This window comes from Lentzea waywayandensis (assembly GCF_900115955.1).
In the GTDB taxonomy this organism is placed as follows: domain Bacteria; phylum Actinomycetota; class Actinomycetes; order Mycobacteriales; family Pseudonocardiaceae; genus Lentzea; species Lentzea waywayandensis.
This window is the reverse complement of record NZ_FOYL01000002.1, coordinates 697,993-723,264: the sequence shown is the minus strand read 5'-3', so window position 1 is coordinate 723,264 and position 25,272 is coordinate 697,993. Positions and strand designations below refer to the sequence as shown.

Here is a 25,272-nt window from a genome sequence, read left to right as displayed (position 1 = left end):
TCCTACTTCAAGTCGGCTTGAGGTCAAGTGTCGTGGACTCCGTTGAAATCGGCATCGGCGAAGTGGTCCGGCGTTCCGGTGTACCCGCGTCGACCCTGCGCTACTACGAGGAGCGGGGCCTGATCGCGTCCGTGCGACGGCAAGGCCTGGCGCGCGTGTTCACGGCGGCCGTGCTGGAACAGCTGGCGTTGATCGCGGTCTGCCGCACGGCCGGGTTCTCGCTGGACGAGATCACGCTGATGTTCTCGCCCGACGGCCGCCCGTCGCCGAACCGCGCGATGCTCGCGGCCAAGGCCGACGAGCTGGACGCGACGATCCGGAAGCTGGCGCTGATGCGCGACGACCTGCGGCACGCGGCCGCCTGTCCGGCGCCGACGCACATGGAATGCCCGACGTTCCGCCGCGTGCTGGGCCAGGCCTAAGCGATCCAGATCCGCGGTGCCACGGAGGCGGCGGCCTGGTACGGCGAGAGCCTGGTCCCGACCACCTCCAGCGGCCACTTCTCCCGCAGCGTGACCCACAGCCGCGCGGACAGCCCTGCGAACGGTCCGAGCAAGTCGGTGCCGGACACCTGCAGGACGTAGGTCCACTTCGCGACGTCCGGTGCCCCGGCGAGCGGTTCCCTCCAGGCACGGCGCAGGACGCGTCCGCCATACCTGGCCGCCTCGTCGGCCAGCATGCGGTCCGCTCTGCTCGGGTCCGGCGCGTCGGCGGGCCCGATGGCGCTGAACCGGTACGGCACGGGCGGTACGGCGGCGATGATCCGCACGGCGGCCAGGTCGGGGCTGTGCGGATCGTCCAACGAGGACTGGACGAGGTCGTGTTCCTCTTGTGTGATGGCGATGTCCTCGTGCGCCAGGGTCAGCAACAGCGTCGCCTCGGCCTGCGCGGGTTCGCCGCCGAAGTAGTCCTCACGCACCGAACGCAGAACGTCGTCCTCCAGCCGCCCCGCGAACCGCGCGCACAGATCGGTGACCGTCGCGTAGGTCTGCACATCCACGGATCAGATCTTCGCCCGCAGCCGTTCGAGGTGCACGGCCGGGCTGCCGAACAGCTGGCCGCTGCCGTGCGCCCGCTTGAGGTACAGGTGCGCGTCGTGCTCCCAGGTGATCGCGATGCCGCCGTGCAGCTGGACCATCTCGGCGGCGACCTTGAAGAACGCCTCCGAGCAGTAGACCTTGGCGACCGCCGCGGACACCTCGTCGGTGACGGCAAGAGCAGCCGACCTGGCGGTCTCGACGAGGACGTGCATGTCCGCCATGCGGTGCTTCAACGCCTGGAACGAGCCGATGGGTTTGCCGAACTGCACGCGGGTCTTGGTGTACTCGACGGTGAGTTCGAGGGCTCTCGCGGCGGCGCCGACCTGTTCCGCGCTCAAACAGGCCAGCGCGACGTCACGGATGCGCGGCGACCAGGGGCCCAGGCGGGTGGCGGCGGCGTTGGTCAGGTGGAGGGTGGCGAGACGGCGGGTCTGGTCCATCGTCGGCGTGTGGTCGCGGCTGACGCCGGGCTGGTCCGGGTCGACCTCGTACAGGTGGACGCCGTCGCTGACCAGGAGGATCTCTGCCAGGTCGCCATCGAGGACGTAGCGCTGGACGCCGTCGAGGTGGTCGTTGACCGCGCTGATCTCCGCGCCGTCCCAGGGCCAGGCGAGCGTGGCGATGGCCCCGTCGGCGATCCGGCGCAGCAGCCGGCCGGACTGCTCGTCGTCGAGGCTCAGAAGCGCTTTCGCGGCGATGGTCGAGGCCAGCAGCGGTGACGGGGTGAGGGTGCGGCCGAGTTCTTCCAGTGCGAGGCGGGTTTCGGCCAGGCCGGCGCCGGAGCCGCCGTACCGCTCGGGGATCGGGAGCACCCCGATGTCGCACAGCCGCGCCCACACGTCCTTGTCGTAGCCGTGCGGGGTCTCGATGGCCGCGCGGATGTCCGAGTGCTTGGCGAGCAGGCTGCGGACGGCGTCACGCAACGCGAGTTGTTCCGGTGTCACAACGCCTCCAGCACGCGGGCTCGGTGCATCGACGGACTGCCCCACGCCGTGCGCAGGGCTCGGGTCTGCAACAGGAAACGGCCCAGGTCGTGCTCGGCGGTGTAGCCGATGGCCCCGTGGACCTGGAGCGCCGTGCGGGCGGCCTGCCAGGCGGCGTCGGAGGTGGCGACCTTGGCGGCCGAGACGTCGCGGGAGGACATGGTCACGGCCGCGCCGAACACCAGCGGGCGGGCGAGCTCGAGTCCGATCAGGACGTTCGCGAGGTGGTGCTTGACCGCCTGGAACCCGCCGATGGGCTTGCCGAACTGGGCGCGGGCCTTGGCGTGGGCGGTGGTCATCTCGAGCATGGCGCGGCCGAGGCCGAGGAGCTGGGCCGAGCAGGTCAGGACGCCGAGGTCGAACGCGCGATCCGCCGGCACGCCGGTGGCGATGACCGGGCCCGCGGAGAGTTCGACGAGGCGGCGCGCCGGGTCGACGGACTGGAGTTCGGCGGTGGGGGCGGCCTCGCGGAGGGTGTCGCCCTCGACGAGCAGGTAGCGGTCGGCCTCGACGGCGTGGGGGACGAGGGGAGGGAAGGCAACGGACCAGGTACCGAAGCCAGCCCCGGCCCCGTCAACAACTCTGGCCCCAGCCCCGCCGCCGCCCCCGCCACCGGCCGCGCCGCGGCCACTGCCACCGGCCCTGCCACCGGCCCTGCCACCGGCCCTGCCACCGGCCCTGCCACCGGCCCTGCCACCGGCTCCAGGTTCGAGGCCCTTCACCAGAGCCGGCACCACCGCCAACGATTCCACCATCGGCCCGGAGACCGCGTGATGCCCCAACTCCTCGAACACCACCACGAGGTCGACCGGGTCGGTCACCTCGTCCACCCCGAGCGAGGCCAGGTCCGTCTTCCCGGCGGCCAGGAACCCGTGCAGCACGGTCGCGAAGTCCGTCTGCTCGGACGACAGCGTGAACATCATCGAGGCAGCCCCAGGAGTCGTTCGGCGATCACGTTGCGCTGGATCTCGTTGGTACCGGCGTAGATCGGGCCCGACAGCGAGAACAGCCAGCCGTCGCGCCAGCCCGGCGCGACCTCGCCGAGAAGGTCGAGTGCCGTCTCGTGCAGCGCCACGTCCAGCTCGGACCAGAACACCTTCGTGACGCTGGCGGCAGGCCCCGACAGGGGACTGGCCAACGCGCCGAACGTGTGGAGGCGGTAGGCCTGCGCGCCGATCCACGCGTCCACGACGCGGTCGCGCAACGCCGGGTCCGGGTTCTTGCGGTACAGCTCGACCAGGCGGGAAGCGGCGGCGGTGAAACGGCCTGGGCTGCGCAGGGTCAGGCCGCGCTCGTTGCCCGCCGTGCTCATCGCCACGCGCCAGCCGTCGCCGACCTCGCCCACGACGTCGCGGTCCGGCACGAACACGTCGTCCAGGAAGATCTCCGCGAAGCCGGGTTCGCCGTCGAGCTGGTCGATCGGGCGCACGGTCACGCCCTCGGAGCGCAGGTCGAAGAGCAGGTAGGTCAGGCCGCGGTGACGTTCGCCGGGGCCGGTGCGGAACAGGCCGAACGCCCGGTCCGCGAACGCCGCCCGCGAGCTCCAGGTCTTCTGACCGCGCAGCAGCCAGCCGCCGTCGCACCAGACGGCGGTGCTGCGCAACGACGCCAGATCGGACCCGGCCTCGGGCTCGGACCAGGCCTGCGCCCACACCTCGTCGCCGCGTGCCATCGAGGGCAGGATCCGCGCACGTTGCTCATCGGTGCCGTGCGCGAACAACGTCGGCGCGAGCAGGAAGATGCCGTTCTGCGAGACACGGCCCGGCGCGCCCGAAGCGTGGTACTCCTCCTCGAACACCAGCCAGTGCAGCAACGAGGCTTCCCGGCCGCCGTACGAAGAAGGCCACGAGACCACCGACAGTCGTTCGGAGGCGAGCAGCCGTTCCCACGAGCGGTGTTCCTCGAAGCCCGCGGCGGTGTTCATGGAGGACAGCGGACGGACGTGCGCGGCCAGCCACGAACGCACCTCGGCCTGGAACTCCACGGTCTGAGCGTCCAGTGAGAGATCCATCAGCCGGAGGCCTTCTTCATCGAACGGGCGTCCATGCCGGCCAACGCGTCGGAGCTCACCTCGGCGTTGTGCGCGTGCGCGAAGTGATGCAGCCCGAAGACCGAATCCATCCCGGCACGCAGGCCCATCAGGTCCTCGGACTGGTTGACGGCCTTCTTCGCCAGCGCCAGACCGAAGCGCGGCATCGCCGAAATCCGCGAAGCCAGCTGGAAGGTCGACGACTCCAGCTCCGAACGCGGCACGACGCGCGACACCATGCCCCACTCGTAGGCGCGCTGAGCGGAGAAGCGGTCGCCGGTGAAGAGCACCTCCTTCGCGGCGCGCGGGCCGAGCATCCACGGGTGCGCGAAGTACTCGACACCCGGAATCCCCATGCGCACCACGGGATCGGCGAAGAACGCGTCCTCGGCGGCCACGATGAGGTCGCACACCCAGGCCAGCATCAGGCCGCCCGCCACGCACGCGCCCTGCACCATCGCGATCGTCGGCTTCGGGATCTCCCGCCACCGCCGGCACATGCCGAGGTAGACCTCCATCTCGCGGGCGAAGCGGAGATCACCGCCCTCGCGGCCGACGTGGTCCCACCACATCACGGCCTTGCGCTCGAAGGAGACGTCGACGTCCCGGCCTGGTGAGCCGATGTCGTGGCCCGCGGAGAAGTGGTCGCCGGCACCGGCCAGGACGATCACCTTGACCTCGTCGTCGTCGACGGCACGGGTGAAGGCCTCGTCCAACGCGTAGGTCATCGCCGAGTTCTGCGCGTTGCGGTACTCCGGGCGGTTCATGGTCACGACGGCGACCGCGTCCCGCCGCACATACGAGACTGTCACGCGTTCTCCTTGCGCAGTTGGGTTTTGAGGACCTTGCCCATGGCGTTGCGGGGGAGTGCAGGGTGGAACTCGACGGCACGCGGCACCTTGTAGTTCGCCAGCCGTTCGCGGCAGAACGCGATCACCTCGTCCGCGGAGAGCGCGAAACCAGGTGCCGTGACGACGTGCGCCACCCCGACCTCACCCAGCCGGGCGTCGGCCATCCCGACCACGGCCGACTCCGCGACCCCCGGCAGCCGGGCCAGCGCCTGCTCGATCTCGGCGGGGTAGACGTTGAAACCGCCGCAGATGTACATGTCCTTGAGCCGGTCGGTGATCGAGAGGTATCCCCGCTCGTCCACCGCGCCGACGTCACCGGTGTGCAGCCAGCCGTCGGCATCGATCGCCGCGGCGGTCGCCTCGGGATCGTCGAGGTAACCGAGCATGACGTTCGGGCCCCGCAACAGCACTTCGTCCTTCGGACCCAACCGGAGTTCGAACCCCGCCATCGGCGCGCCGCACGTGTGCGCGACCGTCTCCGGCGAGTCGCCAGGGCGGCACATGGTGGCGACGACGGCCTCGGTCAGGCCGTAGGCGGTGAGCACGGTGAGCGACAGCTCCGCCCGCAGCCGCTCGATCAGCACCACGGGCACGACCGCGGCGCCGGTGACCACCAGCCGCAGACTCGACAGGTCGAACGAGCCGCGGTCGGGATGGTCGAGCAGCGCCTGGAAGATCGTCGGCGGCCCCGGCAGCACGGTAATCCGTTCCCGTTCGATCAGCCGCATCGTCTCCACGACGTCGAACACCGGCTGCGGCACGATCGTCGCGCCGGTCAGCAGACAGGCCAGAATCCCCGCCTTGTAACCAAAGGTGTGGAAGAAGGGGTTGACGATCAGATAGCGGTCGGCAGACGTCAGCTCACCGCAGGCTGCCCAGGCCTCGGCCACCCCGAGCGACTGCCGGTGCGCGCTCATCGCCCCCTTGCTGCGCCCGGTGGTGCCCGACGTGAACATGACGTCGCAGAGCTGATCTTCAGTCAGGTCAGGAAGATCGACGTCCGTGGCTACCCATTCGGCCGGTAGTCGCACCACTTCGGGCAGATCCGGCGACAAAGCCCGCAGTTCCGCCTCCCGGTCACGCCCGAGGAACTCGCCCTCGACGATCAGCACGCGCGCGGCACTGCGGTGCAGCACGTCCCACGTCTCCGTGGCGGTGAACCGGGTGTTGATCGGCACCAGCGCCGCGCCGGCGCGCAACGCCCCGAGCGCCGCGACCACCCAGTGCGAGGAGTTCGGCGCGCACAAAGCCACCCGATCGCCGGGCCGCACACCCATCCCTGCGAGGGCGCGCGCCGCGTCCAGCACCGCCGAACGCAACCCCAGCCAGGTGAGGCGAACCTGCCCGTCCACCAACGCCTCCGCGTCGATGTACGAAGCAGCAGCGCGATCGAGCACGGCTGAAACCGTTTGCCTGCTTGGAACGTTGGCCACGACGCCCTCCAAAGCAAGTGCTTGGTAGGTTAGAGTATGGCCCATGGAGTCCTTCCGGCGCGAGGTGCGGGAATGGTTGTCCGCCAACCTCGTCGGTGAGTTCGCTGAGCTGCGCGGCCTGGGTGGACCCGGCCGCGAGCACGAGGCGTTCGAGGGACGGCTGCGCTGGCACCGGCATCTCGCCAGGAGCGGGTGGACGTGCCTCGGCTGGCCCGGTGAACGCAGTGTGGAAGAGCAGGTGATCTTCCACGAGGAGTACGCGGAGGCCGACGCCCCGGCGAAGGTCGACATCGTCGGCGAGGGCCTGCTGGGGCCGACGCTCGTCGCGTTCGGCACGCCGGAGCAGAAGGAACGCTTCCTGCCCAAGATCCGCACGCTCGAAGAGCTGTGGTGCCAGGGCTACTCGGAACCGGGCGCGGGCTCGGACCTCGCCTCGGTCGCCACCAGAGCCACCCTCGAAGGCGGCAAGTGGGTGATCAACGGCCAGAAGATCTGGACGTCGAACGCGCACTACTCGGACTGGATCTTCGTCCTGTGCCGCACCGAACCCGGTTCGCAGCGGCACCAGGGCCTGTCGTACCTGCTCGTGCCGATGGACCAGCCGGGCATCGAGGTGCGGCCGATCCGCCAGCTCACCGGCACGTCCGAGTTCAACGAGGTCTTCTTCGACGGCGCGGTCACGGCCGAGGAGAACGTCGTCGGGCAGCCGGGTGAGGGCTGGAAGATCGCCATGGCCACGCTGGGCTTCGAACGCGGCACCGCCATGCTCGGCCACCAGGTCGGCTTCCGCAGGCAACTCGACGCGATCATGGCCAAAGCGCCGGAAGACGAACGGCTCACCAGGGCGTGGCTCGAACTGCACGTCATGCGCTCGCACACGATGAGAACGCTCAACGACGACCCAGGCCCGGAGGCGTCCGTGCTGAAGCTGTTCTGGGCGGGCTGGCACCGCAGGCTCGGCGAGCTCGCGATGGACTCGCTCGGCCCCGAGTCCATGATCGACGACAACGAGTGGCAGCGGATGTTCCTGTTCAGCCGCGCCGAGACGATCTACGGCGGATCGGACGAGATCCAGCGCGAGATCATCGCCCACCGCATCCTGGGGCTGCCGCGATGAACGGCCACGACCTGCTCAAGGACAAGATCGTCGTCGTGACGGCCGCGGCGGGCACCGGCATCGGCTCGGCGACCGCGAAGAGGTGCCTCGAAGAAGGTGCCACCGTGATCATCAGCGACTGGCACGAGCGCCGCCTCAAGGAAACGCACGAGGCGCTTGGCACCGATCACGCCGTCCCGTGCGACGTCACCAACGAGCAGCAGGTGCAGACGCTGATCGACGAGACGGTCGAGCGGTACGGCCGCATCGACGTGATGGTGAACAACGCCGGCCTCGGCGGCGAGAAGTCCGTGCTGGAGATGGCCGACGACGAGTGGTCACGCGTCCTGGACGTCACGCTGAACGGCACCTTCCGCTGCACCCGTGCCGCGTTACGCCAAATGGTCGTCCAACGAAGCGGTGTCGTCGTTAACAACTCCAGTGTGATCGGCTGGCGCGCGCAAAAGGGTCAAGCCCATTACGCGGCAGCGAAAGCCGGAGTCATGGCGTTGACCAGATGCGCCGCGATGGACGTAGCTGAGCACGGCATCCGGGTGAACGCGGTCGCCCCGAGCTTGGCGGCGCACCCGTTCTTGACCAAGGTCACCAGTGAGGAGTTGCTGACGGAACTGGCGTCCCGAGAGGCTTTCGGGCGCGCCGCCGAGCCCTGGGAGGTCGCGAATGTGATCGTGTTCCTCGCCAGCGACTACTCGTCCTATCTCACGGGCGAGGTCGTCTCGGTGAGCAGTCAGCACCCGTGAGGAAGGAACGACCGATGAGTAGCCGGAGGGCCGAGCTGCTGGAGCTCGCCGCGAAGATGTTCGCCGAGCGTGGCTACGGGCAGACCACGGTCAGGGACATCGCGGACGCGGCGGGCATCCTGTCCGGCAGCCTCTACCACCACTTCGACTCGAAGGAGTCGATGGTGGACGAGATCCTGCGGACCTTCCTGGACGAGCTGTTCACGCGGTACGGGGAGATCGTCGAGGCCGGCCTCGGCCCGAAGCAGACGCTGAAAGCGCTGGTCGTGGCGTCGTTCGAGGCGATCGACACCCGGCACGCGGCGGTCGCGATCTACCAGAACGAGTCCAAGCACCTCACGCCGCTGGAGCGGTTCTCCTACGTGAACGACCGCAGTGTGGAGTTCCGCAAGCTGTGGACGGTGCTGCTGGAGGAGGGCATGAGCGCGGGCGTGTTCCGCGCCGACCTCGACGTTGACGTGGCGTACCGGTTCATCCGCGACACGGTGTGGGTGGCCGTGCGGTGGTACCGGCCGGACGGCGGGCTGTCAGCGGAGGCAGTGGCCGACCAGTACCTCGCGATCCTGCTCGACGGCATCGCCACGGGCCGCCGGAAGAACTCCAAGACGTAGCAAAGCCGTAGAAGGAGGGCCCTCGTGGCCGAGGCGTACATCATCGAGGCTGTGCGGACTCCGGCGGGCAGGCGTGGTGGCGAACTGAGCCACGTGCACCCCGCCGATCTCGGCGCGCACGTGATCACGGCGCTGCTCAACCGGGTCGACGTCGACCCGACGGACGTGGACGACGTGATCTTCGGGTGCGTGGACACGGTCGGCCCGCAGGCGGGTGACATCGCGCGGACGTCCTGGCTGGCGGCCGGTTTCCCGGAGCAGGTGCCGGGCGTGACGGTCGACCGGCAGTGCGGGTCGAGCCAGCAGGCGCTGCACTTCGCGGCGCAGGCGGTGATGAGCGGCACGGCCGACGTCGTGGTCGCGGGCGGCGTGCAGAACATGTCGCAGGTGCCGATCGGGTCGGCCATGACCGTCAGTCCGTTCGAGGGCTGCGAGGGCTGGCAGCACCGGTACGGCGACGAGGAGGTCAACCAGTTCCGGGCGGCCGACCTGATCGCCGTGCGGTGGGACCTGTCGCGCCGCGAGATGGAGGAGTTCGCGCTGCAGAGCCATCTCCGCGCGATCACCGCGATCAAGGAGGGCCGGTTCGACCGGGAGATCGCGCCGGTGAACGGGGTCGCGGCCGACGAGTGCCCGCGCACGGACACGAGCGTCGAGAAGATGGCGGCGCTGCAACCGTTGCGGCCGGGCGGCCGGACGACCGCGGCGTTGTCGTCGCAGATCTCCGACGGCGCCTCGGCTGTGCTGGTGGTGTCGGAACAGGCCGTGCGCGAGTACAAGCTGAAGCCTCGGGCTCGGGTACATCACATGTCGGCGCGCGGTTCGGACCCGATCTACATGCTGACCGCACCGATCCGAGCCACCCGCTACGCGCTGGAACGCGCCGGGATGTCCATTTCGGACATCGACCTGTTCGAGATCAACGAGGCGTTCGCGTCGGTGGCGCTGGCCTGGGCCAAGGAGCTCAAGATCGACCTCGGGAAGGTCAACGTCAACGGGGGAGCGCTCGCGCTGGGCCACCCGATCGGCGCGACCGGCACGAAGCTGTTCACGACGTTGCTGCACGAGCTGGAGCGGACGGGTGGCCGGTTCGGGTTGCAGACGATGTGCGAGGGTGGCGGTCAGGCGAACGTGACGATCATCGAACGTCTCTGAGCCGGTCGATCGCCGACTCGGCGTCCTTGACGATGTTCTCGATCAGTTCCGCGCACGTCGGCAGGTCGTCGAGCAGCCCGGCGACCTGACCGGACGCGAGCACGCCCGCGTCGGTCCTGCCCTCGACCAGGCCGGCGCGCAGCAGCATCGGCGTGTTCGCGGCCATGATCACCTGCGACCACGTGAGGTCCTTGCCGTGCCTCATGGCCAGGCCCTCGCGGATCATCGCGCGCCACGACAGCCCGGTGTGCTGCCGGAACCTGGCGGCGTTTCCCACCGCCCGCGCCAGGCTGCTGATCCGGCCGGACTTCTCGAGGTGCTCGACGAGTTCGGACCGCAAGACCCGGTGTGGCAGGCCGTCGACGCGGGTGGTCACGACCGTGCCGTTCAGATCCCGTTGCAGGTAGGCCTGTTTCACCGCGTCCGGGACCGTGCTCTCCTGAGTGAGCAGGAACCTGGTGCCCATCGCGATGCCCGCCGCGCCGTACGCGAGCGCCGCCGCGAGGCCGCGGCCGTCGAAGAAGCCACCGGCCGCGATCACCGGGATGTCGACGGCGTCCAGCACGCTCGGCAGCAGCAGGGTCGTTGCCACGCCGCCGGTGTGGCCGCCGCCCTCGCCGCCCTGGACGATCACGGCGTGGGCGCCCCACTTCGCGACCTTCTCCGCGTGCCTGGCCGCACCGATCGACGGGATCACGACGACCCCGGCGTCGTTCAGCTTCGCGATCATGTCCGGTTTCGGGGCCAGCGCGAAGGAAGCGACCTTCACCTGTTCGCGGATCAGCAGGTCGATCCGATCCGGCGCGTCGTGGGCGTCCGCCCTGAGGTTCACGCCGAAGGGCGCGGATGTGCGGGAGCGGGTCTCCTTGATGGCGGCTTCGAGTTCCGGGTAGGTCATGGTCGCCGAAGCGAGGATGCCGAGCCCGCCCGCTTCGGCCGTCGCCGAGACCAGCCGCGGCCCCGCGACCCAGCCCATGCCGGTCTGCACGACCGGATGCCGGACGCCGACCAACTCGGTGAGCGCGGTTCTCACTGCGGGACTTCCTTGTCCCGCTTGCTGCCCGGATCGAGCCTGGTCCTGATCAGGTCCAGTTCCTCGTCGGTCGGGAGCCGCGTCTCGGTGACGTCCTGGACGACGAGCGGGAACGACGTCTGCTTCTGCACCTCGTCCACCGACACACCGGGATGAACGGAGACGATGCGCATCGAGTGGTCCGGGGTGCCGAAGTCGAGCACGGCGAGGTTCGTGACCACGCGGTGGATGTCGTGGAACGGCCCGACGGCGCGGTCGTAGCCGACGCCGGAGACCACGTCCACGGCCTCGACCAGCACGCGCGTGCTGTGCCGCGGCACCCAGTAGCTGGTGCGGTGGTTGATCGTGTTGCCCGGCGCGCCGCGGAACCCGAGCAACTGCCGCGTCGGCTTGGCGTGGTCGCCGATCGCGGAGATGTTCTGGTTGCCGAACCTGTCGACCTGGTTCGCGCCCATCACGACGTGCCGGCGGCCGTGCGCGACGACGTCGAACACCTTCCGGTACGGCAGCCATCCCTCCACAGTGGACTCAGGCGTGAGCAGGAACGCCTCGCCGTCGCTCAGCAGCAGGTCCGGTTCGGTGGTCAGGCGGGCGAGTTTGGCGCCGAGAGACGGGATGAGACCCATCGGGCTGGCGAGCGTCTCCCCGGCTCCGAGGAACAGATCGGCGCAGGCCGCGACGCAGACTTCGGCTCGCGTGATGTCGCTCATCCCAGAAACCTCTCGTAGAACTCCGGCCACTTCTCCAGGTCGGAGGCCGCTTCGGCGTAGGAACGCTGAAGCGCCTCGTCGCGCGGATAGTCCGGGACGCAGCTGGTGAACCCCGCCCCGCCAGGCGCTTCCACCACGCCGTCGACCATCATCCGGTTGAGCAGCAACGTCTGCGGCGGCCCGTCGAACGTCTCCACGATCTGCTCGCACGAGACATAGCGTCGATCGGCGGCGAGGCAGAACAGGTCGTCGAAGTACGGGTCCGGCCCGAGGTACTGGGCGTTGCCGTGCTTGTCCGCCCGGTTGAGGTGCACCAGGGCGACGTCGAGCTTCAACGCCGGCATGGCGACCAGCTCTTCGCCGTCGTCATAGGGCGATCGCACGGTCTTGAGCTCCGGCGCGTACTTCAGCACGTCCGAACCGAGTCCGGCCCTGATCGGCAGGAACGGCAAGCGGTGCCCGGCGGCGCGCAGCCCGGTCTGGAACATGCCCTCGTCCAGCTCCAGGACCTCGATCGCGGCGGTCTCGCGGGCCCGTTTGAACCACGGGTCGTACGGGATCGAGTCGAGCGAGACGAAGCCGTAGACCAGCTTGCGGACCTTGCCCGCCGCGCACAGCAACCCGGCGTCCGCGCCGCCGTACGTGACGACCGTCAGGTCCTGGACGCCGGACCGCAGCAGAGCTTTGACCAGCGTCATCGGCTTGCGCCGCGAGCCCCAGCCGCCGATGCCGACGGTCATCCCGTCCTTGATCTCGCCGACGACCTCGTCAGCTGTCATTCGCTTGTCGCGCATGGTTTCCGTCCAGGAAGGCCTGCCGGGCGTGATCCGACACGCCGGTGAGGTTCAGCTCGAAGGTGAAGCCCTGCTCGAAGCGGTAGCTCTGGTGCACGCGTTGCGTGTCGATGCCGTTGATGGCCTCCTTGGCCGCGCGGATCACCGACGTGTCCTTTTTCGCGATCTCCTTGGCGATCTCGCGCGCCGCGTCGTCGAGCTGTGCGCGTGGCACGACCTCGACGACGCTGCCGTGGTGGTGCAGGGTTTGCGCGCTGACGTTGCGGGCCGTGTAGTAGAGCGTCCGCATCAGGTGCTGCGGAACGAGCCGCGCCAGGTGCGTGGCCGCGCCGAGTGCGCCTCGATCCACCTCGGGCAGGCCGAACGTGGCGTCGTCGGACGCCACGATGATGTCCGCGTTGCCGACGAGCCCGACGCCGCCGCCGAGGCAGAACCCGTTCACCGCGGCGATCACCGGCACCTCGCAGTCGTACACGGCCGCGAAAGCCTTGGCGCACCCCCGATTCGCCGCCACCAGCGCGTTGTAGCCCTCGGCGCGCTGGATCTCCTTGAGGTCGACGCCCGCACAGAAGCCGCGGTTCTCGGCCCTGAGGATCACGACGCGGGCGTCTGGATCCTCGCCCGCGGCCGTGATGGCCTTGGCCAGCTCGAACCAGCCCTGCGACGGGATGGCGTTCACCGGGGGATAGTCGACGGTGACCTCGATGATGCCGTTTTCGGTGTGGCTGCTGGAGATTCCCATGGAGCCGCCTTCCGAACCAAGCGATTGCTTGGTAACTTAGCAGTGCGGAAGCGACCGGGGTAGGTGCTGGTGGAACTGGACCTCGACGGAGCAGTGGTCCTGGTGACGGGCGGCGTGCGGGGTGTCGGTCTCGGCATCACTCGCGCGTTCCTCTCGGCCGGGGCTGTCGTCGTCACATGCGCTCGGCGTCCATCGGAGGTGGATGGAGCGTCGTTCGTGCCGTGCGACGTGCGGGACGCGGAGCAGGTGGCCGCCTTGGTGTCCGGGATCGTCTCCGAACACGGCCGGCTCGACGTCGTGGTCAACAACGCCGGCGGAGCGCCGTTCGCGTTGGCGGACAAGGCCTCGCCGCGGTTCCACTCGAAGATCGTCGAGCTGAACCTGCTGGCACCCCTGCAGGTGTCGCAGGCGGCCAACGAGGTCATGCAGAAGCAGGATTCCGGCGGGTCGATCGTGAACGTCAGCAGCGTCAGCGGGCGGCGTCCGTCTCCCGGAACCGCCGCTTACGGTGCCGCGAAGGCCGGTCTCGACAACCTGACCTCGTCGCTGGCCGTCGAATGGGCCCCGAAAGTGCGGGTCAACGCGCTGGCCGTGGGCATGGTGCGCACCGAGCAGTCGCACCTGCACTACGGCTCCGAGGCCGGGATCGAGGCCGTGGCGCGGACCGTGCCGTTGGGGCGTCTCGCGTCGCCGGACGAGGTCGGCGCGTGCGCGGTGTTCCTGGCTTCACCGCTGGCGTCCTACGTCAGCGGCGCGACCTTGGTCGTGCACGGCGGGGGAGAAGCACCCGCGTTCCTGACCGCTGCCGATGGGGGCTCTTCATGAACCGGGTTGTGATCGTGACAGGTGCCGGGCGTGGCATCGGCCGCGCCCACGCGCTGGCGTTCGGTGCGGCCGGGGCTCGGGTCGTGGTGAACGACCTGTCCGCGGCGGTCGCGGGCGAGGTGGCGGAGCTGATCGGGCCGCGGGCCGTCGTCAACACCGACGACGTCGGTACCTGGGCAGGTGCGAAACGGTTGGTCGACACCGCCGTGTCGGAGTTCGGCGGGCTTGACGTGCTCGTCAACAACGCCGGCATCGTGCGCGATCGCATGATCGTGAGCTGCGGCGAGGACGAGTGGGACGAGGTCGTCCGCGTTCATCTGAAGGGCCACTTCGCGACCTTGCACCACGCCGCCGCGCATTGGCGTGCCGTGCACAAGGCCGGCGGCGCGGTCAGTGGCCGGGTGATCAACACGTCCTCCGGGGCGGGGATCTTCGGCAGCGTCGGGCAGGCGAACTACTCGGCGGCCAAGGCGGGCATCGCCTCGATGACCCTGGTGGCAGCCGCCGAACTGGCCCGGTACGGCATAACGGTCAACGCGATCGCTCCCGCCGCCCGCACTCGGATGACCGAGGCGACGTTCGCGGAGACGATGGCCGCACCGGAGGACGGCTTCGACGCGATGGCCCCGGAGAACATCTCGCCGCTGGTGGTGTGGCTCGGCAGCGAGGAGGCCGGGGACGTGACCGGGCGGATGTTCGAGGTCGACGGCGGCCGAGTCTGCGTCGTGCACGGCTGGCAGCGCGGGCCGGAGATCGACAAGGGCGAACGGTGGTCGCCCGAGGAGTTGGGAAGCGTCGTGCGCAAGCTGGTCGCCGACGATCACCCGACGCCGGTGTACGGGGCCGAGTAACTTCGATCAGGTGACCCGGCTGGACTCGTACAGGACCGTCTCGGCCGCGTTGTCGCTGCTCAGCGACCGCGAACTCGGTGACCTGGTGAACCGCGCCGAGCCGAGAGGGGCGGGAATCGGCGGGCCGACGGCGTTGGCGGACGTCGATGGGATCCCTGTCTTCGTGAAGCGGCTGCCGCTGACCGACCTGGAGCTGCGGCACGCCGGATCGACGGCGAACCTCTACGACCTGCCCGTGCACGCCCACTACGGCGTCGGGCTGGTCGGGTCGGCGGGCTTCGGCGCCTGGCGTGAGCTGGCCGTGCACACCATGACGACGGACTGGGTGCTGGCGGGTGAGCACGAGGGCTTTCCGCTGACGTACCACTGGCGGGTCCTGCCGCACCCGGGCCAGACGTTGTCCGCGGAACTGGATCAGGCGGTCGGCTACTGGGGACCGGAGATGGGTCCCCGCATCGAGGCGCTGAAGAAGTCGACCGCGAGCATCGCGCTGTTCCTGGAGTACGTCCCGCAGAACCTGCACGACTGGCTGAACGGCCAGGACGACCTCGAAAGCGCTTGCGAGATGGTCGAACGGGAGATGGCGGCCGGAGTGGAGTTCATGAACTCCCGCGGCCTGCTGCACTTCGACGGCCACTTCCAGAACATCCTGACCGACGGCGAACGCCTGTACTTCGCCGACTACGGTCTCGCGATCTCCTCCCGGTTCGACCTGTCCGAGGAGGAGACCGCGTTCTTCGCCGAGAACCAGGACTACGACCGCTACTACACCGTCACGCACCTGGTGATGTGGTTCGCGTACCAGCTGCGCTCGCAGGGAGTTCCGCCACGGGTCGCGGCGATCCTCAACCGCCACAACGACGTCGCAGCGGTGATGAAGGACTTCTACCGCCGGTTCCAGCACGAGAGCAGGCGAACTCCGTACCCGGCCGAGGACCTCAGATTCGTTCGATGATCGTGCCGGTGGCCATGGCACCGCCCGCGCACATCGTGATCAATGCCGTCGAAGCGTCCCTGCGCTCCAGCTCGTGCAGTGCGGTCGTGATCAGCCGGGTGCCGCTGCTGCCCACGGGGTGACCGATCGCGATGGCACCGCCGTTGACGTTGACCCGGTCCAGGTTCGGCCGGTGCACCGCCGCCCACGACAGCACGACGGACGCGAACGCCTCGTTGACCTCGAACAGGTCGATGTCCGCCATCTTCATGCCACTGCGCTTCAGCAACCGCGCGGTGGCGTCGACAGGCCCGTCCAGGTGGTAGTACGGGTCCGATCCGACCAGGCACTGCGTGACGATCCGTGCGCGCGGTTTGAGCCCGTGCGCCCGTGCGAACTCCTCGTCCACGACCATCACGGCGGACGCGCCGTCCGAGATCTGCGACGACGTTCCGGCGGTGTGCACGCCGTCCGGCACGACGGGCTTCAAGGCCGCCAACGCCTCAAGACTGGTTTCTCGCAGGCCCTGATCGGTGTCCACGAGTTCCTCGCCGACCTTCACCGGCACCACCTCGGCGGTGAACCGGCCCGCCGCCCACGCCGCCCGTGCCCGGTTCTGCGACTGGACACCGAACCGGTCGACCTCCTCGCGCCCGATGCCACGCCGTTCCGCCACGCGTTCGGCGGCCACGAACTGGTTGGGCAGGTCGATGGTCCACGAGTCGGGGCGCGGCATGCCGGTCTCGCCGATGTTGCTGCGCAACGGCACCCGGCTCATCGCCTCGACCCCGCACGCGATGCCGGCGTCGATCGCGCCCGCCGCGATGAGACCGGCGATGAGGTGCGTGGACTGCTGGGCCGAGCCGCACTGGGCGTCGACGGTGGTGCAGCCGGCGGTCTGCGGCAGGCCCGCGTGCAGCCAGGCCGTCCGGGTGATGTTGTTCGACTGCTCGCCCGCCTGGGTGACGGTGCCGCCGATGACCTGTTCGACAGTGGACGGATCGAGACCTGTCCTGTCAAGAAGACCTCGTTGTGCCGCACCGAGGAGCTCGGCGGCGTGCAGGCCGGACAACCAGCCGTTGCGCCTGCCGATGGGCGTGCGCACCGCTCCCACGATCACCGGACTGCCCACGCGAGCCTCCTGAAAACTAGAACACGTTCCTCTATGACTCCAGATTGGCCGCCTGGGGGCTTCAACACAAGGCGCAAGCGTGTTTGAATCGGATAGAACGCGTTCCACCTAGGAGGTGCCTGTGAGCAAGCCGCGCATCCCGGAAGGCTTCGACTTCACCGACCCCGACATGTACGCGAGCCGGCTGCCGTTCGAGGAGTTCGCCGAACTGCGCCAGACCGCGCCGATCTGGTGGAACTCCAAACCGCTGGGCTCGGGCGGGTTCCCCGACGAGGGCTTCTGGGTGGTGACGAAGCACCACGACGTCAAGGAGGTCTCGCGCAACAGCGAGCTGTTCTCCAGCCGTGAGAACACGGCGATCATCCGGTTCAAGGACGACATGCCGCGCGACAACATCGAGATGCAGCGGCTGCTCCTGCTCAACATGGACCCGCCGACGCACACGAAGCAGCGCGCGATCGTCTCGCGCGGGTTCACGCCTCGAGCCGTGAACAGCCTGCGTGAGGCGCTGGCCGAACGCGCCGAGCGGATCGTGGCGGAGGCGCTGGACAAGGGCACCGGCGACTTCGTCTCGGACGTCGCGTGCGAACTGCCGTTGCAGGCCATCGCGGAGCTGATCGGCATCCCGCAGGACGACCGCCGCAAGATCTTCGACTGGTCCAACCAGATGATCGCCTACGACGACCCCGAGTTCGAGATCGAGCCGCTCACCGCCGCCACGGAACTGCTCGGCTACTCGTGGACGATGGCCGAGGACCGCCGCAAGTGCCCGCGCCAGGACATCGTCACCAAGCTCGTCCAGGCGGACGTGGACGGCGCAGGGCTCGCGTCGGAGGAGTTCGGCTTCTTCGTGCTGCTGCTCGCCGTGGCAGGCAACGAGACCACGCGCAACGCCATCACGCACGGCATGAAGGCGTTGCTCGACCACCCCGAGCAGTGGGAGCTGTACAAGGACTCCAGGCCCGCCACCACCGGCGACGAGATCGTCCGCTGGGCCACACCGGTGGTGTCGTTCCAGCGCACCGCGATGGCCGACACCGAACTGAGCGGCGTGGAGATCAAGCAGGGCCAGCGGATCGGGATGTTCTACTCGTCGGCCAACTTCGACGAGGAGGTCTTCGAGGCCCCGGAGAAGTTCGACATCCTCCGCGACCCCAACCCGCACCTCGGGTTCGGCGGCAGCGGTGCGCACTTCTGCATCGGCGCGAACCTCGCACGGCTGGAGATCGACCTGATCTTCAACGCGATCGCGGACGCCATGCCGAACATCAAGCAGGTCGCCGAGCCGCGGCGGCTGCGTTCGGGCTGGCTGAACGGGATCAAGGAGTTCCGAGTCCAGTACTCGTGAGAAAGGCCGAGGGCCCCTCCGGTGTCGCGGAGGGGCCCTCACTCATGTCCTCAGGACTCGACGCGCAGGGTCGCGAGCGCCCGTTCGGTCTCCCAGAACGCCCGCATCGACTTGATCAGCCCGTCCTCGCCGACGTTGTAGACGAACACGCCCTCGGTGTCGACGCGCGCCCCGCCCGGCAGGAACGCGCTGATCGTGCCGACGTTCGCGCATTCGGAACCGGCCGCGAACGAGTCGTGCATCGCGAACTCGAAGCGTTCGACGTTGGCGATCGCGAGGTCCCAGAACGCCGCGATCGCCTCCTTGCCGTGGTGGCCCTTGCCCTCGGCGTCGAACATCGACGGACCCACCGGGTCCTCGACCACGGCGTCCTCGGCGAACAGGGCCAGCCACTCGTCCTTCTTGCCGCTCGACACGGCCTCCATGGAACGCCAGGAAGCCAAGCGGGCTGGAGTTTCCGTCCTGGACGCCGTCCAGGTAACTGCGCTCACGCGAACTCTCCGATCACCTCGTCGGCGAAGCGCCGAAGTCCGTCCTTCTTGGCCTGCAGGCTGCCGTCGAAGCCGACGCCGTAGAACAGCCACGGCACCACGATCGTGTCGGTCACGCCGACCTCGTCGAGCTGTTTGTAGCCGTCGAGCCCGAACCGGTCGATGCACACGGCCTGGATCTCGAACGGCCGCTCGAAGCAGCCGAGATCGGTGAGCTGGGCGATCACCGACTTGAGCTCCTCGAACTTGATCATCGCCGACGTCCAGCCGTCACCGACGCGGGCGGCGCGCTTCAACGCGGCGGCGGAGTGGCCGCCGACGTAGAACGGCACCGGCGACGTGGGCGCCGGCGACATCTGCAGCCGGTCGAAGTCGAAGTAGTCGCCGTGGTACTCGACCATTCCGCCGCCGAGCACGAGCTTCAGCACGTCGATCATCTCGTCCACGCGCGGGCCGCGGTTCTTGTACGGCACACCGCACCACTCGAACTCCTCCGGCGACCAGCCGAGGCCGACGCCGAACCCGAACCGGTTGCCGGTCATGTGCGCGACCGACCCGACCTGGCGGGCGAGCAGCAACGGGTTGCGGGAGCCCAGTTTCAGGACCTGCGTGTAGAAGTTGATCCGGGACGTCACGGCGCCCATCGCGGCGGCGGCGACGAACGGGTCCACCCACGGGGTCTCGGCGTTCCACATGCGGGAACCGTCCGGGGTGTACGGATAGTCCGCGGACACCTTCTCCGAGAAGAACAGGGAGTCCGGCAGCGCGATCGAGGCGTAGCCGCACTCCTCGGCGCACTGGGCCAACTCGGTCAGCTGGTCGAGCGGGCTCATGGCGATACCGACGGTGAACTTCACCATGACCTCCAGTGGTGGCCCCGGCCTTCAGACCGGGAAGGAATCGGCACTCCGCCAGGAGCGTCTGAGCGGAGCCGGCGCGGCCCAAGCACACGGTGCGCGGGCCAGCGGCCCTGCGTCGTGGTCGTCATGGCGCTCCCGGTAGGTTGTTGTTGGTGCGAATGGCGTACAGGTGCCGGGCTTACCCGACTCCTGAACAGACTGCGGTGTTGAACCGCACGTTCGGGTGTGTGCGTCTGGTGTGGAACAAGTCCTTGAGCGAGCGGAACCACCGTTACCGCGCTGAGGGTGTGCGCACGTCGTACCGGCAGACCGATGCGGCGCTGACCGGGTGGAAACGCACCGAGGAACTCGCGTTTCTGTCGGAGGTGTCCTGTGTGCCGTTGCAGCAGACGTTGCGCCACCAGCACACCGCGTTCGGCAACTTCTTCGCCGGGCGCGCCCGGTTCCCCAGGTTCAAGTCCCGTACCGGGCGGCAGAGCGCGCACTACACCCGCTCGGCGTTCCGGATGCGCGAGGGCGTGCTGATGCTGGCCAAGACCAGCACACCGCTGCGCTTCGTGTGGTCCTTCGGCGAGGTGGACCTGGCCGCGCTGGACCCGACGATGGTGGTGGTGTCCCGCGAGCCGGACGACCGCTGGTATGTGGCGTTCGCCGTGGACACCGCCGAGCCCGCCCCGGCTGAGCCTGCCGGGCATGCGATCGGCGTCGACCTCGGCCTCAAAGATCTCGTGGTGACCAGTGATGGTGAGCGGATCGCGAATCCGCGGCACTTGGTCCGCAAGGCCAGGAACCTGGCTCGGTACCAGCGACGGATGGCCCGCTGCGAGCGCGGCAGCGGTAACCGCGGCAAGGCCAGGGCCAAGGTCGCCCGTGCGCATCGCAAGGTCCGCACTGCCCGGCAGGATTTCCTGCATCGCACCACCACGGCTCTGGTGCGCTCGGCCGACGTGATCGTGATCGAGGACCTGTCGGTCAAGAACATGGTGCGTAACCGCCACCTCGCCCGTGCGATCTCCGACGCGGGCTGGGGCGAGTTGCGCAGGCAGTTGGAGTACAAGTGCGACCGGGCCGGTCGCACGCTGGTCGTGATCGACCGCTGGTTTCCCTCGAGCAAGACCTGTTCGGTCTGCGGGCACGTGCTCGCGGAGCTTGCTCTGTCCGCCCGGCACTGGACGTGTCCGGGCTGCCGCACCCGGCACGACCGGGACCTCAACGCGGCGAAGAACATTCTTGCGGCTGGTCGAGCCGTAACCCGAGGCGATTCGGGTGATGCCTGCGGAGCTGATGTCAGACGGCAAGGGTCCTCCTTCCGCGATCGGCAGTGAAACAGGAATCCCTGCCCTTCAGGGCAGGGAAAAGTCAAGGCTTCTCCGATCCGACGACCCACATGGCGAAGAACTGCGAACCACCGCCGTACGCGTGGCCCAGCGCGACCCGCGCGCCGTCGACCTGGTGGTCTCCCGCGGTGCCCATGACCTGCATGGCGGCTTCGGCGAAGCGCAGCAGACCGGAGGCGCCGATCGGGTTGGACGAGAGCACGCCACCGCTCGGGTTCACCGGCAGGCGGCCGCCGATCTCGGTCTCGCCCGCCTCGGTGAGCTTCCAGCCCTGGCCGATGTCGGTGAAGCCGAGGTTCTCGAGCCACATCGGCTCGAACCACGAGAACGGCACGTAGATCTCGGCGGCGTCCACTTCGGACAGCGGGTCGGTGATGCCCGCCTGCTTCCACAACGCCCTGGCGGCGTCCTGGCCTGCCTGCGGGTTGACCTGGTCGCGTCCGGCGAACGTCGTCGGCTCGGTGCGCATCGCGGTCGCACGGATCCAGGCGGCCTGGCCCGACGTGGGTTCCGCCGAGATGACGACCGCGCAGGCACCGTCCGAGGAAGGACACGTCTCGTCGTAACGGATCGGGTCCCACAGCATGGTGGAGGCCTGCACCGACTCGACGGTGATGTCCGGTTGTTTGAGGTGCGCGTAGGGGTTTTTGGCGCCGTTGCGCCGGTCCTTGGCCGCGACCATCGCGCCGATGTGCTCGGGAGCACTGGCTCGGCGGATGTAGGAACGCACGTGCGGCGCGAAGTAGCCGCCTGCGCCCGCGTGCACGGGCATGGTGAACGGGGTCGGCACGGACAGCGCCCACATGGCGTTGGATTCGGACTGCTTCTCGAACGCCACGGCCAGGACGCGGTTGTGCACACCGGACTGGACGAGCGAGGCCGCCACGTTGCCCGTGCTGCCGCCGACCGAACCGGCGGTGTGCACGCGCAGCAACGGTTTCCCGACCGCGCCGAGGGCGTCGGCGAGGAACAGTTCGGGCATCATCACGCCCTCGAACAGGTCCGGTGCCTTGCCGAGGACCACCGCGTCGATGTCGGACCAGTCCACGCCGGCGTCGGCCATCGCGCGGTCGATCGCCTCGCGGCACAGGCCCGCCATCGATACGTCGAGGCGTTTCGCGGCGTGGTGCGTCTGGCCGACGCCGACCACTGCTGCCGGTCGCATCACTCACGCCCTTCCATCACGCAGACGAGGTTCTGTTGGAGGAGCGGGCCACTGGTGGCGTGCCCGAGGACCTTGGTCGCCGAGCCGTCGTGGATCCTGCGGGCCGCCTCGCCGATCCGCGCCAGCCCGGCTGCGAACATCGGGTTGCCCGCGAGCACGCCGCCGGACGGGTTCACGGTCACCTCGTCGCCGAGCCCGAGTGCCTGGCGCAGCAGGATTTCCTGGTGGGTGAACGGCGCGTGCAGCTCCGCCACCTGGACGCCGTCGGCGCCCGCCGCCTTGCCCGCGGCCACCGCCGACGGAGAGGTCGTGAGGTCGCGCGTGCCGAACGACGGCGAGTCGGTCCGATGCTCGAAGCCGGTGATCCACGCCGGACGTTCGCACAGCTCCCGCGCTCGATCTCCGGCGGCCAGCACGATAGTGGCCGCGCCGTCGGTGATCGGCGCGCAGTCGTGACGGCGCAACGGATCAGCGACGTACGGCAACGTCAGCAGTTCGTCGGCATCGACCTCACCGGACAGCTGCGCCAGCGGGTTGGAGAGGGCGGCGGAACGGCTCTGCGCGGCCACGGCGGCCATCGAGCGTTCGTCCCAGAGGCCGTTCTCGATGCCCATCCGCGCTTGAATCCCGGCCAGGCCAAGCGAATCCGGCCACAGCGGCGTGACGAGGTACGGATCGAGCTGCATCGCCATGACCCGGCGGAGCTGACCGGCCGACGACTTGCCGAAGCCGTAGACCAGCGCGGTGTCGATCTCACCGCAGAGCAGCTTCACCCACGCCTCGTACAGGGCCCAGGCGGCGTCCATCTCGACGTGCGACTCGGCGATCGGCGGGAAGGCACCGATCGCGTCGACCGCCGAGACGAACGAGAACGCGCGCCCGGCCAGGTAGTCCGAGGAGCCCGAGCACCAGAACCCGATGTCGGTCTTGGTGATCCCGAGCCCGCCGAGCACCTCGTGGAAGATCGGCACCAGCATCTCGACACCGTTGGTGGTGCCGTCGGTCTCGCGCACGCAGGGCGTCTGCGCGAAGCCGACTACCGCAATGTCACGCACGCGAGCCTCACAGGTGCTGGGAGTAGGAGTCGAACGGCGCGTCCGGCTCGCCGGACGGCCTGAAGTGGTCGATGTTCTGCATCGTCGGGCCCCACTCCTCGCGCGGCTTCCAGACCGCCTCCACGCGCATGCCCATCCGCACGTCCTCCGGTGCGACGCCGAGCAGCAGGTGCAGGAACGGGATGTCCGCGCCGTCGAGCAGCACGTACGCCGAGACGTACGGCGGCGGGATGCGCTGGCCGAGGAACGGCACGTTGACCACGCAGTACGTCGTGATGGTGCCGCGGTCGGACAGCTCGATCTGGTCCGTCGTCGGCACGCCGTCCACGGGGCAGGCGGGGCGCGGCGGGAAGTAGACCTTCTCGCACACCGGGCAGCGCTGGGCGATCAGCCTGCCTTCCATGAGACCGCGCAGGAACGGGTCCTCCGTCGGTGACGCCGAGTGCGTGTAGTGCAGGTTCACCGGCGTCGTGACCATCGTGACGGCCTCCGCCTCGACCGGTGGGTCGGCGGGCTCGTCGGAGATCTCGAAGCACTCGATGTCCGTGATCGCGCCGACGCGTTCGTCACGCCACCTTGCGCGCACGCGCGTCCCGGTCGACATCTGGTCCGGCGAGCCGGCGTCGACGGCGTGCAGCAACGAGGTGTCCGCGCCGTCGAGCTGGATCAACGCCCACGCGAACGGCCGGTCGAGCGGCTGTCCTTCGAGGGGCTCGGGAATCCACGACCACCCGCGCACGACACCGGTCGCCGTCACGTCCACGAACTCCGACAGACGTTCGGCGGTCACGGGGTCGTACTCGAGCGGCGGCACGTGCACGCGCCCGTCGCTGCCGCGGATCCCGGTCACCTTGCGGCGGCGAAGATCCGAGAGGAACCGGCCCAGCGTCGGGCCGAGCGAGCGCGTGTAGTCGAAGCCAACGTCGAGCGGAGCACTCAGCGGCCGAGTCACAGATCAAAGTGAAACAGGTTCTCGAAATGGTGGCAAGATGGGTGCATGAAGCTCGGTCTGCAGCTCGGGTACTGGGGCGCCGGTCCGCCTCAGAACGCCGCCGAACTCGTGGCGGCGGCGGAGGAATTCGGCTTCGACGCGGTGTTCGCCGCCGAGGCGTGGGGATCGGACGCGTTCACCCCGTTGGCGTGGTGGGGATCCGAGACGTCGAGGGTGCGGCTCGGCACGTCCGTCGTGCAGATGTCGGCGCGCACACCGGCCGCCTGCGCGATGCACGCGCTGACCCTGGACCACCTCTCCGGCGGGCGGTTCGTGCTCGGCCTGGGCGTGTCCGGGCCGCAGGTGGTGGAGGGCTGGTACGGACGGCCGTTCGCGAAACCCCTGGCCAGGACCAGGGAGTACGTGTCGATCCTGCGTCAGGTGATGGCTCGCGAGGCGCCCGTGCGCAACGACGGTCCGCACTATCCGTTGCCCTATCAGGGGCCGGGTTCGCTGGGGCTGGGCAAGCCGTTGAAGCCCATCACCCACCCGCTGCGCGCTGACCTGCCCATTTGGCTCGGTGCCGAGGGTCCGAAGAACGTCGCGCTGACGTCGGAGATCGCGGACGGATGGCTTGCCATCTACTACGCGCCGCGGCTCGCCGGCATGTACGACGAGTGGCTCGACGAGGGGTTCGCGAAATCAGGCCGTAGCAGGGAGAACTTCGAGGTCGCCGCCACCTGTCAGGTCGTGGTGACGGACGATCCAGCCTCGGTCAGGGCGATGCTGAAGCCGTTCGTCGCTTTGTACATCGGCGGAATGGGCGCGCCGGGGATGAACTTCCACGCCGAGGTGTTCACCCGCATGGGATACGGCGAGGTCGTCCAGGACGTCGGCAGGCTGTTCCAGGCCGGGCGCAAGGACGAGGCGGCGCAGGTGGTTCCGGACGAGCTGGTGGCCGAGATCAGCATCGTCGGCAACGCCGAGCACGTGCGCGACGAGGTTCGCCGCTGGGAGAAGGCGGGCGTCACGACGCTGCTCGTCGGCTGCCGTGACGTTGCCTCGATCAAGGCCTTGTCGGAGGCTTGTCAGTAGGTGAAACGCG

The 25,272-nt window shown here is 69.0% G+C and carries 27 protein-coding genes; 11 read left to right on the top strand and 16 right to left on the bottom strand.

Annotation, left to right across the window (positions count from 1 at the left end):
• Window positions 1-32 precede the first annotated feature (32 nt).
• Complete coding sequence (locus BM417_RS08195) at window positions 33-422, top strand: helix-turn-helix domain-containing protein (protein ID WP_093589475.1); 390 nt, start codon at window positions 33-35, stop codon at window positions 420-422.
• Here BM417_RS08195 and BM417_RS08190 read toward each other — a convergent pair.
• From BM417_RS08190 to BM417_RS08165, 6 genes are read right to left on the bottom strand one after another with little or no spacing between them, the layout of a single operon-like run.
• The gene (locus BM417_RS08190) at window positions 419-1,000 is read right to left on the bottom strand and encodes a hypothetical protein (RefSeq protein WP_093589472.1); all 582 of its coding nucleotides are present in this window, start codon (window positions 998-1,000) and stop codon (window positions 419-421) included. The genes BM417_RS08195 and BM417_RS08190 overlap by 4 nt on opposite strands.
• Before the next feature lie 3 nt (window positions 1,001-1,003).
• Window positions 1,004-1,984, bottom strand: a complete 981-nt coding sequence (locus BM417_RS08185) for an acyl-CoA dehydrogenase family protein (RefSeq protein ID WP_093589469.1) — start codon at window positions 1,982-1,984, stop codon at window positions 1,004-1,006.
• Entirely contained in the window at window positions 1,981-2,946 is a 966-nt protein-coding gene (locus BM417_RS08180) for an acyl-CoA dehydrogenase family protein (RefSeq protein WP_093589466.1), read from the bottom strand. The genes BM417_RS08185 and BM417_RS08180 overlap by 4 nt, the downstream gene beginning before the upstream one ends.
• Entirely contained in the window at window positions 2,943-4,034 is a 1,092-nt protein-coding gene (locus BM417_RS08175; RefSeq protein ID WP_093589463.1) for an acyl-CoA dehydrogenase family protein, read from the bottom strand. The genes BM417_RS08180 and BM417_RS08175 overlap by 4 nt, the downstream gene beginning before the upstream one ends.
• A complete protein-coding gene (locus tag BM417_RS08170; protein WP_093589460.1) occupies window positions 4,034-4,864 on the bottom strand; it encodes an enoyl-CoA hydratase in 831 nt (276 codons plus the stop codon). The genes BM417_RS08175 and BM417_RS08170 overlap by 1 nt, the downstream gene beginning before the upstream one ends.
• Window positions 4,861-6,381: a FadD3 family acyl-CoA ligase gene (locus tag BM417_RS08165; protein ID WP_093589457.1), complete on the bottom strand. Its 1,521-nt coding sequence runs from the start codon at window positions 6,379-6,381 to the stop codon at window positions 4,861-4,863. Before BM417_RS08165 ends, BM417_RS08170 begins: the two co-directional genes overlap by 4 nt.
• Here BM417_RS08165 and BM417_RS08160 point away from each other — a divergent pair.
• The 4 genes from BM417_RS08160 to BM417_RS08145 are packed head-to-tail and all read left to right on the top strand — an operon-like array spanning window position 6,380 to window position 9,959.
• Window positions 6,380-7,453: an acyl-CoA dehydrogenase family protein gene (locus tag BM417_RS08160; protein ID WP_093589454.1), complete on the top strand. Its 1,074-nt coding sequence runs from the start codon at window positions 6,380-6,382 to the stop codon at window positions 7,451-7,453. The two genes, BM417_RS08165 and BM417_RS08160, sit on opposite strands and share 2 nt — an antisense overlap.
• Window positions 7,450-8,193 (top strand): SDR family oxidoreductase, encoded by a 744-nt coding sequence (locus tag BM417_RS08155; RefSeq protein WP_093589452.1) that lies wholly within the window; start codon window positions 7,450-7,452, stop codon window positions 8,191-8,193. The genes BM417_RS08160 and BM417_RS08155 overlap by 4 nt, the downstream gene beginning before the upstream one ends.
• Window positions 8,194-8,207: 14 nt before the next feature.
• Entirely contained in the window at window positions 8,208-8,804 is a 597-nt protein-coding gene (locus tag BM417_RS08150; protein WP_093590921.1) for a TetR/AcrR family transcriptional regulator, read from the top strand.
• A 24-nt stretch (window positions 8,805-8,828) separates the two neighbouring features.
• Complete coding sequence (locus tag BM417_RS08145; RefSeq protein ID WP_093589449.1) at window positions 8,829-9,959, top strand: acetyl-CoA C-acetyltransferase; 1,131 nt, start codon at window positions 8,829-8,831, stop codon at window positions 9,957-9,959.
• On the opposite strand, the gene BM417_RS08140 is transcribed toward BM417_RS08145, so the two are convergent.
• Genes BM417_RS08140 through BM417_RS08125 form a run of 4 tightly spaced genes read right to left on the bottom strand, consistent with a single transcriptional unit; the run spans window position 9,943 to window position 13,238 of the window.
• Window positions 9,943-10,992: an NAD(P)H-dependent flavin oxidoreductase gene (locus tag BM417_RS08140; protein ID WP_093589446.1), complete on the bottom strand. Its 1,050-nt coding sequence runs from the start codon at window positions 10,990-10,992 to the stop codon at window positions 9,943-9,945. The two genes, BM417_RS08145 and BM417_RS08140, sit on opposite strands and share 17 nt — an antisense overlap.
• Window positions 10,989-11,702, bottom strand: a complete 714-nt coding sequence (locus BM417_RS08135; RefSeq protein WP_093589443.1) for a CoA-transferase subunit beta — start codon at window positions 11,700-11,702, stop codon at window positions 10,989-10,991. The genes BM417_RS08140 and BM417_RS08135 overlap by 4 nt, the downstream gene beginning before the upstream one ends.
• A complete protein-coding gene (locus BM417_RS08130; RefSeq protein ID WP_093589440.1) occupies window positions 11,699-12,496 on the bottom strand; it encodes a CoA transferase subunit A in 798 nt (265 codons plus the stop codon). The genes BM417_RS08135 and BM417_RS08130 overlap by 4 nt, the downstream gene beginning before the upstream one ends.
• A complete protein-coding gene (locus tag BM417_RS08125) occupies window positions 12,471-13,238 on the bottom strand; it encodes an enoyl-CoA hydratase family protein (RefSeq protein ID WP_093590917.1) in 768 nt (255 codons plus the stop codon). Before BM417_RS08125 ends, BM417_RS08130 begins: the two co-directional genes overlap by 26 nt.
• 63 nt (window positions 13,239-13,301) lie before the next feature.
• On the opposite strand from BM417_RS08125, the gene BM417_RS08120 reads away from it, so the two are divergent.
• The 3 genes from BM417_RS08120 to BM417_RS08110 are packed head-to-tail and all read left to right on the top strand — an operon-like array spanning window position 13,302 to window position 15,869.
• Window positions 13,302-14,063 carry an SDR family oxidoreductase gene (locus BM417_RS08120; RefSeq protein WP_093589437.1) on the top strand — a complete coding sequence of 254 codons (762 nt, stop codon included), beginning with the start codon at window positions 13,302-13,304 and terminating at the stop codon, window positions 14,061-14,063.
• A complete protein-coding gene (locus BM417_RS08115) occupies window positions 14,060-14,914 on the top strand; it encodes an SDR family oxidoreductase (protein ID WP_093589434.1) in 855 nt (284 codons plus the stop codon). The genes BM417_RS08120 and BM417_RS08115 overlap by 4 nt, the downstream gene beginning before the upstream one ends.
• Window positions 14,915-14,924: 10 nt before the next feature.
• On the top strand, window positions 14,925-15,869 hold the full coding sequence (locus BM417_RS08110; protein WP_093589431.1) for a BUD32 family EKC/KEOPS complex subunit: 945 nt from the start codon (window positions 14,925-14,927) through the stop codon (window positions 15,867-15,869).
• Here BM417_RS08110 and BM417_RS08105 read toward each other — a convergent pair.
• Window positions 15,853-16,980 (bottom strand): steroid 3-ketoacyl-CoA thiolase, encoded by a 1,128-nt coding sequence (locus BM417_RS08105; protein ID WP_093589428.1) that lies wholly within the window; start codon window positions 16,978-16,980, stop codon window positions 15,853-15,855. The two genes, BM417_RS08110 and BM417_RS08105, sit on opposite strands and share 17 nt — an antisense overlap.
• 121 nt (window positions 16,981-17,101) lie before the next feature.
• Between BM417_RS08105 and BM417_RS08100 the strand changes: the two genes are divergently transcribed.
• Window positions 17,102-18,328 carry a cytochrome P450 gene (locus BM417_RS08100; protein WP_218164389.1) on the top strand — a complete coding sequence of 409 codons (1,227 nt, stop codon included), beginning with the start codon at window positions 17,102-17,104 and terminating at the stop codon, window positions 18,326-18,328.
• A 50-nt stretch (window positions 18,329-18,378) separates the two neighbouring features.
• Here the strand turns inward: BM417_RS08100 and BM417_RS08095 are convergent, their stop codons facing one another.
• Together BM417_RS08095 and BM417_RS08090 are read right to left on the bottom strand one after the other, a co-directional pair.
• The gene (locus tag BM417_RS08095; protein ID WP_093589425.1) at window positions 18,379-18,753 is read right to left on the bottom strand and encodes a nuclear transport factor 2 family protein; all 375 of its coding nucleotides are present in this window, start codon (window positions 18,751-18,753) and stop codon (window positions 18,379-18,381) included.
• 62 nt (window positions 18,754-18,815) lie between these two features.
• The gene (locus BM417_RS08090; protein WP_093590912.1) at window positions 18,816-19,676 is read right to left on the bottom strand and encodes a TIGR03619 family F420-dependent LLM class oxidoreductase; all 861 of its coding nucleotides are present in this window, start codon (window positions 19,674-19,676) and stop codon (window positions 18,816-18,818) included.
• A 161-nt stretch (window positions 19,677-19,837) separates the two neighbouring features.
• Here BM417_RS08090 and BM417_RS08085 point away from each other — a divergent pair, with 161 nt between their 5' ends.
• A complete protein-coding gene (locus BM417_RS08085) occupies window positions 19,838-21,004 on the top strand; it encodes an RNA-guided endonuclease InsQ/TnpB family protein (protein WP_245821833.1) in 1,167 nt (388 codons plus the stop codon).
• Window positions 21,005-21,038: 34 nt separating this feature from the next.
• On the opposite strand, the gene BM417_RS08080 is transcribed toward BM417_RS08085, so the two are convergent.
• From BM417_RS08080 to BM417_RS08070, 3 genes are read right to left on the bottom strand one after another with little or no spacing between them, the layout of a single operon-like run.
• On the bottom strand, window positions 21,039-22,181 hold the full coding sequence (locus BM417_RS08080; RefSeq protein ID WP_093590909.1) for a thiolase domain-containing protein: 1,143 nt from the start codon (window positions 22,179-22,181) through the stop codon (window positions 21,039-21,041).
• A complete protein-coding gene (locus tag BM417_RS08075) occupies window positions 22,181-23,236 on the bottom strand; it encodes a thiolase domain-containing protein (RefSeq protein WP_093589422.1) in 1,056 nt (351 codons plus the stop codon). The genes BM417_RS08080 and BM417_RS08075 overlap by 1 nt, the downstream gene beginning before the upstream one ends.
• 7 nt (window positions 23,237-23,243) lie before the next feature.
• On the bottom strand, window positions 23,244-24,188 hold the full coding sequence (locus tag BM417_RS08070; RefSeq protein WP_093589419.1) for a Zn-ribbon domain-containing OB-fold protein: 945 nt from the start codon (window positions 24,186-24,188) through the stop codon (window positions 23,244-23,246).
• A gap of 45 nt (window positions 24,189-24,233) precedes the next feature.
• Between BM417_RS08070 and BM417_RS08065 the strand changes: the two genes are divergently transcribed.
• Window positions 24,234-25,262: an LLM class F420-dependent oxidoreductase gene (locus tag BM417_RS08065; protein ID WP_093589416.1), complete on the top strand. Its 1,029-nt coding sequence runs from the start codon at window positions 24,234-24,236 to the stop codon at window positions 25,260-25,262.
• Window positions 25,263-25,272 lie beyond the last annotated feature (10 nt).